Here is a 15,872-nt window from a genome sequence, read left to right as displayed (position 1 = left end):
TTTTAAATGATACCATTTCTGGATTTAAAAAAAATCAATGCACAATATGAAACTGCTTTTCAAGATAAATTGAAATCGGTTTTAGATAGTAGTTGGTATATTTTAGGAAATGAAGTAAAGGAATTTGAGACTAATTTTGCCCAGTTTTGTAAATCAGAATATTGCATAGGAGTAGGGAATGGATTTGACGCATTGGTATTAATTTTCAAAGGATACATTCAGCTGGGTAAATTGCAAAAAGGAGCCGAAGTTATTGTGCCCGCGAATACTTATATAGCAAGTATTTTGGCGATTCTAGAAGCCGATTTAGTTCCAGTTTTAGTCGAGCCAAAGTTGGAAACCCACAATCTTAATCCTGACTTGATTGAAGAAAAAATCACTTCAAAAACCAGAGCCATTCTAGCTGTTCATTTATATGGGCAACTAGCAGAAATGAATCAGATAAATGAAGTCGCTTTTGCTAATGATTTATTGGTAATTGAAGATGCTGCTCAGTCTCATGGTGCTTTTTTTGAGGTCGAAAGTCAAAAGTCGAAAGTCGAAAGCGGGAATACCCAAGCGTACAGTTTTTACCCAGGGAAAAATCTAGGCGCTTTGGGAGATGGAGGGGCGGTAGTTACTAATGACGAAGAACTGGCAAAAGTAGTTTCAACACTTAGAAACTATGGTTCTGAAACTAAATATTATACTGATTATATAGGAGTAAATTCAAGATTGGATGAATTACAAGCCGCTTTTTTGAATGTGAAATTACCGCATTTAGATGCTGAGAATGATAAGCGAAGAGCAATTGCCAAACGCTATTTATCAGAAATTAAAAACGATAAAGTTGTGCTTCCATTTTGGGATTTGTCTACTAATCATGTTTTTCATTTGTTTGTTATTCGAACAAAAAATAGAGCCGAATTACAAGCTTACTTATTGAAAAACAGAATAGAAACCGTAATTCATTATCCTATTCCAGCACACAAACAAAAAGCTTTGAAAAACTGGAATGAATGGTCATTTCCTATTACGGAGAAAATTCACAATGAGGTTTTGAGTTTGCCTTTAAATCCTGCTTTAACAATGGAAGAAATTGATTTTGTTATTGCAACTCTAAATAACTATTAGAGATGACAGACCAAAAATCCTCCTATCTCCAAATTTTAAAAACGACCTCGCTTTTTGGTGGTGTACAGTTTTTAAATATTATCATTTCGATAATTCGTACTAAGCTGATAGCTGTTTTTATTGGTCCAGCCGGAATGGGAATTATTGCATTGCTAAATTCAGCAATAAACACAATAAATGGTGCTACTAGTTTAGGAATTGAAACGAGCGCGGTCAAACACATTTCTGGAGATTATAAAGAGAATGACTTAAAAAGTGTTTCAAGAATTGTGACAATTGTTAGAAAATTGGTTTTGATTACGGGAATATTTGGAACGTTATTAACTGTGGTTTTTTCTTCTTGGTTGAGCACACTTACTTTTGGGAATACCCACTATGCGACTGCTTTTATTTTTATTTCCATTACAGTTTTGTTCAGGCAACTTAGCTCGGGTCAATTAGTAGTTTTGCAAGGATTGAGAAAAATGCGTCTTTTAGCCAAAGCCAATTTTTATGGCAATTTATTGGGGTTGTTGGTCTCAATTCCGTTGTATTATTGTTATCGAATTGACGCTATAATACCCACAATCATAGTGGTGTCTTTATCAGCTTTAGTGTTTTCATTTTACTTTTCGAACCAATTGGGAATACAGAAGGAAGTGATAAATACCAGGCAAGTAATCAGTGAAGGAAAAAGTGTTGTTAGATTAGGAATTCTATTAACCATAAGTGGATTACTCACTTTAGTGACAACTTATTTAATTCAAATTTATATTGAGAAAACAGGCGGATTAGAGGAAGTAGGATTTTACAATGCAGGTTTTACGTTACTAAACTCCTATGTTGGGATTATTTTTACAGTCATGAGCACCGATTATTTTCCAAGACTATCTGCCATAAGTGAGGATAACGAGAAGGTAAGAGAAAGCGTAATGCAGCAATCTTATATTTCGATTTTAATAATAACGCCAATCATTATTTTGTTCCTCACCTTTGTTCCTTTGATTGTAAAAGTGATTTATACCGAATCATTTAATTTGATAATTCCGATGGTTTGTTTTGGAATAATAGGGATGCTTTTTAGAGCGGTTTCTTGGTCTATGGGATTTGTTTTAATTGCAAAAGGAGATTCCAAAATGTTTTTGCGAACTGCTATTGGTTTTAATGTTATATCTTTGTTATTGAATATTTTAGGTTATACGTACTATGGATTGGAAGGACTTGGTTTCAGCTTTTTAATCTATTATATCATTCATTTTGTAGGATTAAAAATCATTTCCAAAAAAAGGTATGGGCTGTATTTTGAAAAAGATTTTTACCTTACTTATCTCGTTTGTATTTTTCTATGCGGTATTACTTTTTTATTGAGATATATACCAAATCCGATTGTAAAATACAGTTTAATGTTTATCATGATTTTGGTTTCCGTTAGTTATGTGTTGTTTCACATCAATAAAAAAATGGAGTTGAAATCCGTTTTTAATGCTTTAATCAAGAAAAAAAATGGCTGATATTATTAAAAATCAATATGATAAATTGCGATTGTTTTTTTACAAAATACGATTTTACTATTCCGTAAATTGGACAAAAACACTCTATTTTAATTTTAAAAAATTCCCTTTTGCAACAGCAAAAAAGTTACCTGTATTTTTTTATGGAAAAGTAAAACTTACTTTGATTACTGGCGAAATTGAAATTGCGGCACCCATACTAAGAGGAATGATTGGTTTTGGTCAAGATTATGAAATGAATACAGTGGCTAGCGGAATCGCAGAAATTAATATCACTGGTAAATTAGTTTTTAAAGGGCAGGTACAATTTGGTAAGGACTATTTCATTTATGTGGGTAAGGATGGGTATTGTGAATTAGGGCATATGGCTTCTTTAGGTTCGAATTCAAAATTAACATGTATAGAAAAAGTGGTTTTAGGTGATTATGCTCGATTTGGACCAGAATCTCAGATTATTGATACTAATTTTCATCAAATGATTGACACAAGTACAGGTGAGCGCTACAAAATCACTAATGCCATTCATATTGGGAATTATAATTATGTTGGCGGTAGAGTTTCGGTTATGGCGGGGACACACACACCGGATTATTGTACAATAGCTTCTAATAGTTTGTGCAATAAGGACTATTCACAACTCGAGCAAAATTGTTTATTGGCAGGAATGCCTGCTAAATTGATTAGGACAAATATATCAAGAGATTGGGAAGGGGAACGAAAGGTTTTAGATGCATTTTTAACCGTTCAGTAATACCTTATAAAATAGAAATTCGAATTCTTATTTCTAGAAAAATATATTTTACAAGCAAAACAAAATCTAGATTTTTATAGGCCAAAATCATCTCGAAATGAATGCGTTTTAGTACTGTTTTGTTTTCTATTTTGGAGCGATTTAGTCCAATGGCTTTTTTCAAAATAACATAGGTAGAATGGTTGATTTTATTTTTTTTCTTATAAAAATCGGTTGCCATAGAATTGGATACGATTCTTTTTTGAATCAAAATTTCATCAATAAAATCAAATGCATAAATTCGAGAAGCACGAATCCAAAAATCCAAATCTTCATACGCTAGGTTTTCATCATAACCGTCAAGTACATCATAAACTGATTTTTTGGTCATGCTAGAAACAGAGCAAATACTGTCTCCTCCAGCAAGAACGGAGGTGTAAATGTCTCCAGTAATTCTTTTTTGGGTTACTTTTTTGTCTTTATTTACAGCAAAATAATAAGAATCTAAGAGCCCTTTTTTAGTAATCAAAGCTGCATTACCATAGACAACTCCTAGATTTTTATAGTTGCTATTTTTAAAAGTATTGACTTGAAGACTTACACAATTGGGAAGCAAAACATCATCAGCAGCCAAATCAATAATGTAGGTGCCTTTGGCAAGTTTCAACCCTTTATTAAATGCTTTTGTAATCCCTAAGTTGGTTTTATTAGTTATAAATTGTACCTCTGGATGGTCAACTATCCATTTCTCAATTGTAGTTTTAGAATTATCGGTACTGCAATCATCAATAATAATAAGTTCAATGTTTTTGTACTCTTGTTTGATAACAGATTCTAAGCTTTCCAATACAAACGCTTCCTGATTGTAGCACAAGCAAATAATGGTAACTAATGCTTTATCTTGCATATCTTTTTAAAAGAGTTATATATTTGATACGAAAATAAGAAATCGATAATGATATTGCCTAACAAAAAATATAAAATTGCTTTAATTGGTTACCGTTTGAGCGGTGGCGGAGGTGATAAAGTGATGGCGAATCTGTCTCTTTTTTTCGAAAGTAAAGGAATTGAAGTGCATATTATTACGGTTATCGATGAAGTCTCTTTCCCGTATGCAGGGAAGTTGGTGAATTTAGGTTTGTTGAAAAATAGTTCTAATGGTATTTTCAATAAATTCAAACGATTAACGGCATTGCGAAATTATTTAAATAGCAATGATTTTGATTTTATAATTGATTTTAGGTTTAGAACTAAAGTCATTCAAGAGCTTGTGATTTCGCGATGGATTTACAATACCAAAACCATATTTACGGTTCATAGTTTTTTAATTGATCATTATATGCCTAATATTTCAGGGTTGACACGATTCATGTACAATCATTGTTATGCAAATGTGGCCCTTGTTCCAGATATGAAAGTGCTAATAAAACAAAAACATAATTTAAAAAATGTTGTTACGATTCCTAATCCCGTTAACATTGTTGAGGTTAATGAAAAAAGTATAGAAAAGATTGATATAACCTTTGATTATATTATTGCTATCGGCCAGTTTGAAAATCCCATTAAGCAGTTTAATCAGTTGATTTCAAGTTATGGGAATTCTGTTTTGCCTGAAAAACAAATTCATCTTTTAATTTTGGGTGAAGGCGATAGAACTGATTTGGAAATGGCAGTTAAAAAAGTAAAAATGGAAGGTTTCGTTCATTTTTTAGGGTATCAAGACAATCCTTATAAATATTTGAAAGCAGCAAAATTCCTAGTATTGAGCAGTAAAAATGAAGGAATGCCAAATGTTATCTTAGAATCATTGGCTTGTGGCACTCCCGTTGTTTCTTTTGATTGTCCTTCTGGTCCAAAAGAAATGATACATCATCACAAAAATGGAATTTTGGTTGAAAACCAGAATTGGCAAAAACTGACTAGTGCCATTAATGAAATGGTTACAGATGATTCTTTATATCAAAATTGCAAACAGAACACTATAGAAAGTATTAGTCCGTTTCTATTAGAGAATATCGGGCAACAATGGTTAGATTTGATGCAAATAAGTACCAACTAAAAAATGACAAAAATAGAAGCAATTCAATTAATAAAAATTCCTGTCGTAGAAGATGTGCGTGGGAATTTAGGGTTTATTCAAAAAGATGTTTTACCGTTTGAATTCAAGCGGGTGTACTATCTTTTTGATGTGCCAAGTAATGCTTTTAGAGGAGGACATTCGCATATAGAGCAACAGGAAGTATTAATCGCTTTGAGTGGTAGTTTTGAGGTGGTACTCAATGATGGATTCGAAAAGAAATCATTTGGATTAAATAAACCTAATATCGGATTATATATTCCAAACGGGATTTGGAGAGAATTGGAAAACTTTTCCTCTGGCGCTGTTTGTTTGGTTTTGGCCTCGGATGAATTTATTGAGCAAGATTATATTAGAGATTATGATGCATTTATGAGTTCTAAAAAATGAGACTTCTATACATCGTTCCCAGTTGTAATACTGAAGGAGGCGTGGCACGAGTGCTTTCGGTAAAAACAAATAGTCTTATTGAGAAATGGGGATATGACATTCATATTCTTACCCAAAATGATGGAAATACGAGTCCTTTTTATAATTTTAATTCTGGAATTGTATTCCACGATATGATTTTAAAAGGTAGTGTTTTTCAGTTTTTTAAGGATTATATAAATAGTTTAAAACTCCAAATCTCAATTATAAAACCAGATATTATTATTGTTTGTGATAATGGGTTGAAAGCATTTACAATTCCATTTTTTCTCAATTCAAATATACCTTTGGTGTTTGAGTGTCATGGTTCAAAATACATACAAGAAAATAAAATGAAGGCTTCCTTTTTTTTTAAAGGAATTCAATTTTTTAAATATAAATTCAAAAACTTGGGAGCACAAAAATACAAGCGATTTATAGCTTTATCCAATGAGAGTTTACAAGAATGGGATGTGTTGAACTACACCATTATTCCTAATCCATCTTGGTTGAAAGTGACCGCCGATAATCCATTAGAAAATAAGAAAGTAATTACAGTAGCTAGAAATTCGTATGAAAAAGGGCTAGATCGATTGCTGTTGATTTGGCAAAAAACAGCAGTAAAACACCCTGATTGGATTCTAGAAATATATGGTGATGATTTAAAACCATTGGAGACTGTCGCTGAAAAATTAAATATTAATGCTACGGTACGATTCCATAAACCAGTAATGAATATTGAAGAAAAATATAATAATGCTTCTCTGTTTGTAATGACTTCCCGTTTTGAAGGATTTCCTATGGTACTGGTTGAAGCAATGGCGTCCGGTTTACCTTGTGTTGCATATGATTGTCCAGTAGGACCAAGAGCAATTATAACAAATAGAGAAAATGGAATTCTTGTACCGGAAGGAAAGGAGCAGCTTTTTGTAGAACAACTTAGTGTACTTATTGAAGATGCTGTTTTACGAAGACAACTAGGTAAAAAAGCCCGTGAATCAGTTGCCGATTATGATTTGGATATTATAATGTTACAATGGAATGCACTTTTTGAAAATATTATAAAAAATAATTAGCTTCTTTTAATTGTACAGAAATAACCAATTCTAAACAATGTAAAAACAACTAAATTAGGATTGTTTCCTTTCAAGTTTTTGATTAACCTTTTTTCGAAAAAAAGATAGCACTGAGATATTAAATAGGTTAATTTTAAATTGTTCAGCCACTCAAATAAAAAAATTAATTTCACAAACTTTCCGTCAATTTGTCGATTCTCATATAGGAGCATTAAATTTTCTAAAGCTTCTTTTGTTTTTTTTAAATAAACTAAGTTTGTATCGATGTCACCGTGTTCAACAGGGTTTTCAATATGGTTAACTTTGGCTTGTAATAAAGCTAACTGGAAAGAAAGTTGAGTATCGTCATGACCATATTTAATGATGCTTTTGTCAAATTTTACTTTGTTAAAACATTTTTTTTTAATCAAAGTGTTATTAAAAAGTAATGATTTGTAGGGAGTTTTTTTTCGATTTAAGGTTGGTTGATCTTCAATAAATTTACCGTATTTCCATCTTAGTTTTTGAAGATTTGAAGGGCATTTTTCAGGATGTAATCGGCCACCATAAATTACATCACTATCATGAATATTTTCCACGTAATTATGGATATAATTGGTATTCAAAATTATGGAATCACCATCTATGAAAAGTAAATTATCGAATTTAGATTTTTTAGCTAGCGAATTTCTGTTTTCGCGATGGGCAATATTTTTATCTAATGACATAAAATTACAATTTGGGAGTAAATTTATATTTTCATTAAACTGGTTTAGTGGGGATTGAGAGGCATCATCTTGGCAAAGAATTTCAAAATCAATTTCATATTTCATGCATTGCTTTTGCAATTCCTGAACTAAAGGATAGGCATTGTAATTGTATATTGGAATAAGAATGGAGAGCATTACACTGTTCTTTGAACTACTTCAAAGATTTTAGTGTCTTCACATTTCAATGTTTTCGATGGAAATTTCATTAATAAGGCATAATCATGCGTTGCCATTATAATCGTTTTTCCATTAGCATTAATGCTTCTTAAAACTTCTAGAACTTCAGCACTTGTTTGTGGGTCAAGGTTACCAGTAGGTTCATCTGCAAGGATCAACTCAGGGTCGTTAAGTAAAGCTCTAGCAATAGCGACACGTTGTTGTTCACCACCCGAAATTTGATGTGGCATTTTCATTGCGTAGGCTTTCATTCCTACTTTGTCTAAAACCTCGTCAATTTTACGATCCATTTCATTTTTATCAACCCATCCTGTCGCTTTAAGGACAAATAACATGTTGTCTTTGATTGAGCGATCGGGCAATAATTTGAAATCTTGAAATACGATACCAATTTTTCTTCTTAAAAAAGGAATGTCATCTTCTTTTAAAGTAACTAGATCAAAATCGACTATATGTCCTTCGCCTTCAGTCAAAGGCATATCAGCATAAAGTGTTTTCATTAAGCTACTCTTACCTGATCCTGTTTTTCCGATGATGTATAAAAATTCACCATGGTTTACTTCCAAGTTTACATTAGATAAAATTACTTTATCTTCTTGATAAATGGTTACGTTTTTTAAAGACAGTACAGTTTGAGACATAATTGAAAAATTGTTTATTGGGTAAAAGTAATTATCAATTGTCAATTATCAATTATCAATTCTAATTTTTTTTATTTTTTGTTAAAACATTTGTTCATAATAAAAGGGAATAACAATTCGTTATACCCGTTAGTTATAATACTTTTGAATATCAAAAAAAACAAACAAAATGCGTAAACTCTCTTGGCTTTTTCTTTTAATGATTTTTGTTGGCACTTTTACTGTTTCTGCTCAAAAATCAATAATATATACCCATGAATTAAAAGATTTTAATAAGGCAATTTCCTTATTTAATGACAATCAATTTGCTTCAGCCCAAATTATTTTTGAAAAAGTAAACTTGGAAACTACAAATGAAGAAATCAAATCAGATTGTTCTTATTATGATGCATCTTGTGCTATTCGTTTGAATCAAGCGAATGCGGATGTTTTGATGGAGAAATTTGTTGAAGACTATCCAACAAGTGCTAAGAGCAATCAAGCTTTTATAGAAGTAGCGCATTATTATTTTGAACAAGGAAATTATCCTCAAGCCCTAAAATGGTTTGAAAAAGTAGATGAGAGCCAATTAACATATAAAGAGCGCGATAAATTTAATTTCCAAAAAGGGTATGCTTTTTTTAATTCTAAAAATAAAAAAGAGGCTACCACTTATTTTAATAAAGTGGTAAATTCAGCTGAATATGGTTCTCAAGCTAAATACTACTTGGGTTTTATAGCCTATGAAGGAGATGATTATAAAGAGGCGACCAAATATTTTGATGCGGTTTCAGGCGAAGAAAAGTACAAAGAAAAACTGTCGTACTATCAGGCCGATATGAATTTTAAATTAGGAAATTTTCAAAAAGCAATTGATTTAGGACAAAAGGCAATGTCAAAGTCGAACGCATTGGAAAAGTCTGAATTAAATAAAATCATTGGAGAAAGTTATTTTAATTTAAAACAATATGATAAAGCAATCCCTTATTTAGCGGATTATAAAGGTAAAAAAGGAAGATGGAACAATACTGATTTTTACCAATTGGGATACGCGTATTACAAGCAAAATGATTTTGAAAATGCGATTTCTCAATTCAATAAAATCATAAATGGTAAAGATTTTGTAGCGCAAAATGCCTACTACCATTTAGGGCAAAGCTATTTAAATTTAGATCAAAAACAACAAGCGTTGAATGCGTTTAAAAATGCTTCCGAAATGACATTTGATGCTTCTATCCAAGAAGACGCTAGTTTGAATTATGCGAAATTGAGTTATGAAATAGGGAATTCATATCAAACTGTTCCTCAGGTTTTACTGGATTTTATAAAAAAATACCCAAACAATGCAAGTCGTCCAGTAGTCGAAAAACTGTTAATCGATTCTTATATTTCTTCTAAAAACTACAAAGAAGCCTTGGTTTTATTAGAAAAAAATAGAGGGCCAGAAAATAAATTGGCGTATCAAAAAGTGACTTTCTATAGAGGTTTAGAGCTTTATGCAGACAGAAATTATCAAGAAGCGGCCAAGATGTTTAAGAAATCAATAGACGGTCAAATTGATGCAGATTTTACGGCCAGAGCTACTTTTTGGAAAGCGGAAACGGAGTACATTCAAGATGATTACAATAATGCTTTGTTGAGTTATAAGCAGTTTGTAAATGGGCCTCGTGCGTCTTCGGCATCAGAATATAAAAACAGCAATTATAATATTGCTTATACTTATTTTAAATTGAAAGAGTACGATCAAGCGGCTACCTATTTTCAAAATCAAATTGATAAAGTAAAAGACGATAAAGTGAGATTGAATGATTCTTATTTGCGTTTAGGTGATTGCCGATTTGTTAGTTCTAAATATTGGCCAGCAATGGAAGCGTACAATAAAGTAATTGAATTAAAAGGTGTTGATGCAGATTATGCTTATTATCAAAAAGCAATTTGTTATGGTTTTGTATCCAAAAATGACACGAAAATTGAAGAATTAAATTCGTTCTTACAAATGTATCCAAAATCAAGTTACCGTGATGATGCCATGTATGAATTGGCTAATACTTATGTAGCGGCAAACAAACAAGATTTGGCTTTAAAAACATTTGATCGATTAATTGGGGAGTACAAAAACGGAAGCTATACTGCCAAATCAATATTGCGTCAAGGACTGATTTACTATAATTCGGATAAAAGTGAACTAGCTTTAACAAAATTTAAAAAAGTAACGGCTGATTTTCCTAAAACTCCCGAAGCTCTTGAAGCCGTTTCTACTGCTAGATTGATATATGTTGATGGTGGAAGAGTTAATGAGTATGCTACTTGGGTGAGAACCTTAGACTTTGTGGCGGTTACTGATGCGGATTTGGATAATGACTCGTATGAGTCAGCTTTGAAACAATTTGAGCAAAATAATAATAAGCAGGCCATTTCTGGATTTAGTGCTTATATTTCTAGTTTTCCAAGAGGAATTCATTCACTTCAAGCTAATTTTTATTTGGCGCAAGCCTATTTCTCTGAAGGACAAAAAGACAAGTCAGTGGCTAATTATCAATATGTAATTAGTGAACCTAGAAGTGAATTTACGGAACAGTCTTTGGCAAGATTATCCCAAGTGTTATTGGATAACAATCAAAAAGATAAAGCAATTCCAGTTTTAGTTCGTTTAGAAAACGAATCGGATTTTCCTCAAAACAAAGTATTTGCTCAATCAAATTTGATGAAGTGTTATTACGATAAAAAGGACTATGGAAATTCTGTTATTTATGCGGATAAAGTATTAAATAATCCTAAAACAGATGATAATGTTCGTTCGGATGCGCAAATTATTATTGCTCGTTCAGCAATGCAAACAGGTGATGAAGCTAAAGCGAGAGCGGGATATGCAAAAGTGCTGACCATTGCTAAAGGAGAACTAGCCGCTGAAGCATTATATTATGATGCCTATTTTAAAAATAAAGATTCAAAATATGAAGCTTCAAATGTGACGATTCAAAAATTAGCAAAAAACTATTCTAGTTATAGATTTTATGGATCGAAAGGATTGATTCTAATGGCGAAAAACTTTTATGGACTAAAAGATAGTTTTCAAGCGACTTATATTTTAGAAAATGTGATTAAAAATTTCACTGATTTTTCAGATGTAGTTGCTGAGGCGCAAAATGAATTAGATAGAATTAAAGCCGAAGAGTCTAAAACAAATTCATCAATAACCAATTAGGAATATTTAAAACAACTGTGATGATGCCGTTGTTGTGAATTTAAAATTATTAAAAAATGACGATTCCTTTTTATATTGTAGATGTATTTACCAAAAAAAAATATGCGGGAAATCAACTGGCAGTTTTTTTAAATGCGACTGATTTAACGACTGATCAAATGCAGCAAGTGGCACGCGAAATTAATTTTGCCGAAAGTACATTTGTAACTGCTATAGCACCTGAGAATAATAAAGCAACAATTAGAATTTTTACTCCAGCGCATGAAATGCAATTTGCTGGGCATCCAATAATAGGAACTTCATGGGTTTTGATGAATAAAGTATTCAAACACCATCCTAAGGGGATTAAATTAAATGTTCCAATAGGAGAAATTCCGGTTAGGCAAACTCCGGATTTAGTTTGGTTGAAAGCCGCACAGCCTGATTTTCTAGATGTTTTAATGAAGGAAGATTTTGCTTCATTTAGTAATTTAAGTGTAACTGATTTTGATACTCGTTTTGAAATTCAAGAAGTAACTACTGGAAGTGCTTTTGTCATGGTGCCTCTAAAAAATAGAGAGACATTAAAAGCAGTTGAATTGGATAAAGATAAAACAGCCGAGTGGCTTAAAGCAAAATGTAAAACGGAACATAGGGCTTTGTATTTTTTTAGTTTAGAAAATGAAGTGCTAACCAGTAGAATGTTGTGTATTGAAAATAACCAGCTTATAGAAGATGCAGCGACAGGAAGTGCTAGTACTTGTTTGCAAGCTTTTTTATTGAAATACCATGCAGATGAAATAAATATGGTGAATAACCAGGGAGAATATATCAATAGAAGTTCTCAAATATATTTTGAAGGAAAACGAGAAGAGCCTCTTTTTGACATTAATATCGGTGGAGAAACTCAGTTTGTAGCACAAGGTGAATGGGAAGTAGATTAAAAAAATAAAAATAGTAGTAAAAAAAGATAATGTATAAAATGCAGGAGAGGGTAAATAACTTTTAATCGCCTTTTTTATAATAAAACAAAAAAATATGAAATTGAATTTCCAAAATAAAATTACAATTGTACTACTTTTAGTAGTTTTTCAGTTTTCGTTTGCTCAAAAAAAAGAGGACAACATAGGATCTGAAGTAGTAAATGTAGTGAAGCCATATACCCCAACTATTTCGGATGCTTTCAAAGTACAAGAAACTCCAGTGCTGGATGATGAAGGTAATGCTAAAAAAGAAACAATTAAGTACTCTATTTTTTCTTTCCCTGTAGCTTCTACATTTACTCCTTCAAAAGGAAAAGCAGAAGGCGTTGACAAAACAAAGCAAGCCCATTTGTATAATAATTATGCGACATTAGGATTTGGGAGTTATAGAACGCTCAATGCCGAGTTGTTTGTTAATCAAGAATTAGGGAGCAATGATTATGTAGGGGGAATGTTTCGTCATCTTTCATCACAAGGTGGAATTAGTGGAGTGGAATTAGATGACCGTTATTATGATTCTGCAATTGATTTGACTTATGGTGCTAATTATAGTGATATGTCATGGAATGTTGATTTAGGATACCAAAACCAAATTTATAATTGGTATGGATTGCCAACAGAGTTTGGTAGTACACTTTCTTCTTCAGATAGAGCAATGTTAATTAATGGTATAAATCCACAACATGTTTACAATACTTTTTCGTTAGGTTCAAAAATTGATTTTAATGAGGGAATTCTAGACAATGCAAGTTTGAAATTCAATCATTTTACAGATACTTTTGGTTCTACTGAAAATCGTTTTTATGTTAAACCTTCGTTGAAGTTCAATATAATGGACGAAGCGATAAAAACAAATATAATTGTGGATTACGTGGGTGGAAGTTTTGATAAAAATTACCAAAACACCAATACCCAAGTTATAAAATACGGTTTCACTAACTTTGGTATTTCACCTACTTTTGTAATGCAAGATAACGATTGGACTTTGAATCTGGGTGCTTCTTTATTTTATAGTTTAGATAATGAGCATAGTAATAATAAGTTTTTTGTCTATCCTCAAATCAACGCTTCTTATAAAGTGGTTGGAGACTTAATGATTTTTTATGCAGGAGCCGAAGGGAATTTGGAGCAAAATTCTTATATGGATTTTGTGAATCAAAACTCATTTTTATCTCCTACTTTAAATATTGCGCCTACAGACAAACAATATGATATTTTTGCTGGTTTAAAAGGGAAAATTACAAATAATGTGAGTTATAACATTAAAGGGTCATATGTGAACGAAAGAAATAAAGCGTTGTTTAGAAGCAATGATTACAATGAAAATGCTTCCAATGAAAATTATGCTTTTGGGAATTCAATGCAGGTGGTTTATGATGACATGAGAACATTGAGTTTTACGGGTGATTTAAAAGCTAATTTTTCAGAAAATGTTACTTTTGGTATCAGCGGAACGTATAATAGTTATACGAATGATTTTCAGCAAGAAGCATGGAATTTGCCAGAACTGAAATTAAATTCAAATATTGATTTTAATATTACACCACAATGGTTTGCAGGTGCTACTGTTTTCTATGTTGGGGAACGTAAGGACATGAAATTCAATACTAATTTCACGGTGGATTCTACTCCAATAACTTTAGATAGTTATTTTGATGTTAATGCACATGTAGGTTATAAATACAATGAGCAATTAACTGGGTTTATAAGAGCTAATAATATTACGAATCAGTCGTATCAAAAATGGTTGAATTACCCTGTTCAAGGTTTTCAAATCGTAGTTGGAGCTAATTATAAATTTGATTTTTAATCGATTTAATTTCTAAGACAAAAAAAATAGGCTTCCTGATAAGGAAGCCTATTTTTTTAGGTTTAATAAATTATTATTCTGAGAAAGGAATAGCAATTCTCACTTTGTCCCAACCCATATTCAATTCAATTCCCTTATCCGTTTTGGTAAAAACCATAGAAAGTGATTCAAGTGATTCTTTTCCTTCGGTTACAGGAATGGTTAGTCTCGCTACATCATTTTCTTCTTTATAAAAATAAGCTCCCCAAACATTTAAGTCTTTGTTGATAATAACAGTGTACTTGTCTTTTTCAGGAATGGTATATAATGTATAAGTACCCGCTTTAATTTTAGTGCTTCCTAGAGTTACATCCTTAAAAAAAGTAATTTCGGTAGCTTCATTAGCACCAGTTCTCCATACTTTTCCGTTTGGAGCTAGTTCGTCTAAACTACGTCCTTTTAGTTGAGGTCTGCTGTAGGTTACTTTAGCAATTTTGGCAGGATTTTTATAATCAGTAGGGAATGAGGCGACGTCCATTGGACTTTTATCTAGGTCGGGAAATTTTTGAGCATTTGCATTCGAAGATAAAAGCAATGTAAAAGCAAAGGCTACTGTAGCTACAAGTGTCGATTTTTTCATAGTATGTATTATAAAGTTATATGATTAGAATGTTAAAATTATCAATTGTCTTTTTATAAAGTTAAAAATTCATGTTAAAATTTAGTAAATAAATGAGTTGGAGTTTGGAAAATATGGCGCAATTTTGGAATAATACGTTAACTTTGGTCGCATGAAGTAGCGAACTCAGTGATATTTCAATTAGTGCTCTATCTATTATAAATTTAAAAAGAAACATGACATTTAAACAAAAAATACATCAGTACTACTTACAATTGGTTCAAGATAGAATGGATGTTTTTAGAGATATGATAACGGCACTTACTGAAGATTCTAAGAATGATGCCAAAGGATCTGCTGGGGATAAACATGAAACAGCGCTGTCCATGATGCACATCGAACAAGAAAAACTCAATACTAAATTGAAGGAAGTGCTTACTCAAAAAGCAGTACTGGATAAAATTGATTCGACTAAAACCGCTGAAACTATTATTGTGGGTAGCTTAGTTAAAGCCAATGGGATTTATTTGTATCTCAGTTTAGCACTGCCAAAAATTACTATTGAAGGAGTTAATGTAATTGCTTTGTCACCTCAATCACCATTGGGAAGTAAACTAATGGGGAATAAAGTAGGGTTTGGGTTTGAGATTAACACTACAAAGTATTTGATAGAAGCTATTTTATAATGATAAATTATGATTTTTAACTTGCTAACGATTTTCAATAGCTTTTGATTACTAATTTAATTTAAAACATCGATTTAAGTTTTAATTTATAACTATAATTGCTGTTAGTGTTTTTCAAATGTAACTGTTATTGCATCTTTGCTTCATCAAAAAAAATAAAATCAAAAAAAA

The 15,872-nt window shown here is 31.7% G+C and carries 14 protein-coding genes; 10 read left to right on the top strand and 4 right to left on the bottom strand.

What is annotated here, in order from left to right:
* Positions 1–6 precede the first annotated feature (6 nt).
* From AB3G33_RS16125 to AB3G33_RS16115, 3 genes are read left to right on the top strand one after another with little or no spacing between them, the layout of a single operon-like run.
* The gene (locus AB3G33_RS16125; protein WP_367771563.1) at positions 7–1,113 is read left to right on the top strand and encodes a DegT/DnrJ/EryC1/StrS family aminotransferase; all 1,107 of its coding nucleotides are present in this window, start codon (positions 7–9) and stop codon (positions 1,111–1,113) included.
* Between the two features lie 2 nt (positions 1,114–1,115).
* Positions 1,116–2,603: an oligosaccharide flippase family protein gene (locus AB3G33_RS16120; protein ID WP_367771560.1), complete on the top strand. Its 1,488-nt coding sequence runs from the start codon at positions 1,116–1,118 to the stop codon at positions 2,601–2,603.
* Positions 2,596–3,354 carry a transferase gene (locus AB3G33_RS16115; RefSeq protein WP_367771557.1) on the top strand — a complete coding sequence of 253 codons (759 nt, stop codon included), beginning with the start codon at positions 2,596–2,598 and terminating at the stop codon, positions 3,352–3,354. The genes AB3G33_RS16120 and AB3G33_RS16115 overlap by 8 nt, the downstream gene beginning before the upstream one ends.
* A 4-nt stretch (positions 3,355–3,358) precedes the next feature.
* Here the strand turns inward: AB3G33_RS16115 and AB3G33_RS16110 are convergent, their stop codons facing one another.
* A complete protein-coding gene (locus tag AB3G33_RS16110) occupies positions 3,359–4,240 on the bottom strand; it encodes a glycosyltransferase (protein ID WP_367771554.1) in 882 nt (293 codons plus the stop codon).
* 48 nt (positions 4,241–4,288) lie between these two features.
* Between AB3G33_RS16110 and AB3G33_RS16105 the strand changes: the two genes are divergently transcribed.
* From AB3G33_RS16105 to AB3G33_RS16095, 3 genes are read left to right on the top strand one after another with little or no spacing between them, the layout of a single operon-like run.
* Entirely contained in the window at positions 4,289–5,392 is a 1,104-nt protein-coding gene (locus AB3G33_RS16105; protein WP_367771552.1) for a glycosyltransferase, read from the top strand.
* 3 nt (positions 5,393–5,395) lie between these two features.
* Positions 5,396–5,800 carry an FdtA/QdtA family cupin domain-containing protein gene (locus AB3G33_RS16100; RefSeq protein ID WP_367771550.1) on the top strand — a complete coding sequence of 135 codons (405 nt, stop codon included), beginning with the start codon at positions 5,396–5,398 and terminating at the stop codon, positions 5,798–5,800.
* Entirely contained in the window at positions 5,797–6,894 is a 1,098-nt protein-coding gene (locus AB3G33_RS16095) for a glycosyltransferase (protein WP_367771546.1), read from the top strand. The genes AB3G33_RS16100 and AB3G33_RS16095 overlap by 4 nt, the downstream gene beginning before the upstream one ends.
* Here AB3G33_RS16095 and AB3G33_RS16090 read toward each other — a convergent pair.
* Positions 6,891–7,778 (bottom strand): glycosyltransferase, encoded by an 888-nt coding sequence (locus tag AB3G33_RS16090; RefSeq protein ID WP_367771543.1) that lies wholly within the window; start codon positions 7,776–7,778, stop codon positions 6,891–6,893. The genes AB3G33_RS16095 and AB3G33_RS16090 overlap by 4 nt on opposite strands.
* On the bottom strand, positions 7,778–8,461 hold the full coding sequence (locus tag AB3G33_RS16085) for a cell division ATP-binding protein FtsE (protein WP_367754669.1): 684 nt from the start codon (positions 8,459–8,461) through the stop codon (positions 7,778–7,780). The genes AB3G33_RS16090 and AB3G33_RS16085 overlap by 1 nt, the downstream gene beginning before the upstream one ends.
* Before the next feature lie 169 nt (positions 8,462–8,630).
* Between AB3G33_RS16085 and AB3G33_RS16080 the strand changes: the two genes are divergently transcribed.
* From AB3G33_RS16080 to AB3G33_RS16070, 3 genes are all read left to right on the top strand, one after another.
* A complete protein-coding gene (locus tag AB3G33_RS16080; protein ID WP_367771540.1) occupies positions 8,631–11,645 on the top strand; it encodes a tetratricopeptide repeat protein in 3,015 nt (1,004 codons plus the stop codon).
* Between the two features lie 56 nt (positions 11,646–11,701).
* Entirely contained in the window at positions 11,702–12,568 is an 867-nt protein-coding gene (locus AB3G33_RS16075; protein WP_367771537.1) for a PhzF family phenazine biosynthesis protein, read from the top strand.
* A 94-nt stretch (positions 12,569–12,662) separates the two neighbouring features.
* A complete protein-coding gene (locus tag AB3G33_RS16070; protein ID WP_367771535.1) occupies positions 12,663–14,417 on the top strand; it encodes a TonB-dependent receptor in 1,755 nt (584 codons plus the stop codon).
* A gap of 73 nt (positions 14,418–14,490) precedes the next feature.
* Here the strand turns inward: AB3G33_RS16070 and AB3G33_RS16065 are convergent, their stop codons facing one another.
* Positions 14,491–15,036: a DUF2911 domain-containing protein gene (locus AB3G33_RS16065; RefSeq protein ID WP_367771532.1), complete on the bottom strand. Its 546-nt coding sequence runs from the start codon at positions 15,034–15,036 to the stop codon at positions 14,491–14,493.
* Positions 15,037–15,251: 215 nt separating this feature from the next.
* Here AB3G33_RS16065 and AB3G33_RS16060 point away from each other — a divergent pair, with 215 nt between their 5' ends.
* A complete protein-coding gene (locus tag AB3G33_RS16060) occupies positions 15,252–15,701 on the top strand; it encodes a hypothetical protein (RefSeq protein WP_367754659.1) in 450 nt (149 codons plus the stop codon).
* The last annotated feature ends 171 nt before the right edge of the window (positions 15,702–15,872 follow it).

It is taken from the genome of Flavobacterium sp. WC2421 (genome assembly GCF_040822115.1).
Taxonomy (GTDB): Bacteria; Bacteroidota; Bacteroidia; order Flavobacteriales; family Flavobacteriaceae; genus Flavobacterium.
The sequence above is the reverse complement of the archived record's forward strand: the minus strand, read 5'-3'. Positions and strand labels throughout refer to the sequence as shown.

What these genes read in the sequence shown, in the direction of transcription:
- AB3G33_RS16125 (WP_367771563.1), top strand. Translation starts at nt 7, where the DNA reads ATGATACCATTTCTGGATTTAAAAAAAATCAATGCACAATATGAAACT.
- AB3G33_RS16120 (WP_367771560.1), top strand. Translation starts at nt 1,116, where the DNA reads ATGACAGACCAAAAATCCTCCTATCTCCAAATTTTAAAAACGACCTCG.
- AB3G33_RS16115 (WP_367771557.1), top strand. Translation starts at nt 2,596, where the DNA reads ATGGCTGATATTATTAAAAATCAATATGATAAATTGCGATTGTTTTTT.
- AB3G33_RS16110 (WP_367771554.1), bottom strand. Translation starts at nt 4,240, where the DNA reads ATGCAAGATAAAGCATTAGTTACCATTATTTGCTTGTGCTACAATCAG.
- AB3G33_RS16105 (WP_367771552.1), top strand. Translation starts at nt 4,289, where the DNA reads ATGATATTGCCTAACAAAAAATATAAAATTGCTTTAATTGGTTACCGT.
- AB3G33_RS16100 (WP_367771550.1), top strand. Translation starts at nt 5,396, where the DNA reads ATGACAAAAATAGAAGCAATTCAATTAATAAAAATTCCTGTCGTAGAA.
- AB3G33_RS16095 (WP_367771546.1), top strand. Translation starts at nt 5,797, where the DNA reads ATGAGACTTCTATACATCGTTCCCAGTTGTAATACTGAAGGAGGCGTG.
- AB3G33_RS16090 (WP_367771543.1), bottom strand. Translation starts at nt 7,778, where the DNA reads ATGCTCTCCATTCTTATTCCAATATACAATTACAATGCCTATCCTTTA.
- AB3G33_RS16085 (WP_367754669.1), bottom strand. Translation starts at nt 8,461, where the DNA reads ATGTCTCAAACTGTACTGTCTTTAAAAAACGTAACCATTTATCAAGAA.
- AB3G33_RS16080 (WP_367771540.1), top strand. Translation starts at nt 8,631, where the DNA reads ATGCGTAAACTCTCTTGGCTTTTTCTTTTAATGATTTTTGTTGGCACT.
- AB3G33_RS16075 (WP_367771537.1), top strand. Translation starts at nt 11,702, where the DNA reads ATGACGATTCCTTTTTATATTGTAGATGTATTTACCAAAAAAAAATAT.
- AB3G33_RS16070 (WP_367771535.1), top strand. Translation starts at nt 12,663, where the DNA reads ATGAAATTGAATTTCCAAAATAAAATTACAATTGTACTACTTTTAGTA.
- AB3G33_RS16065 (WP_367771532.1), bottom strand. Translation starts at nt 15,036, where the DNA reads ATGAAAAAATCGACACTTGTAGCTACAGTAGCCTTTGCTTTTACATTG.
- AB3G33_RS16060 (WP_367754659.1), top strand. Translation starts at nt 15,252, where the DNA reads ATGACATTTAAACAAAAAATACATCAGTACTACTTACAATTGGTTCAA.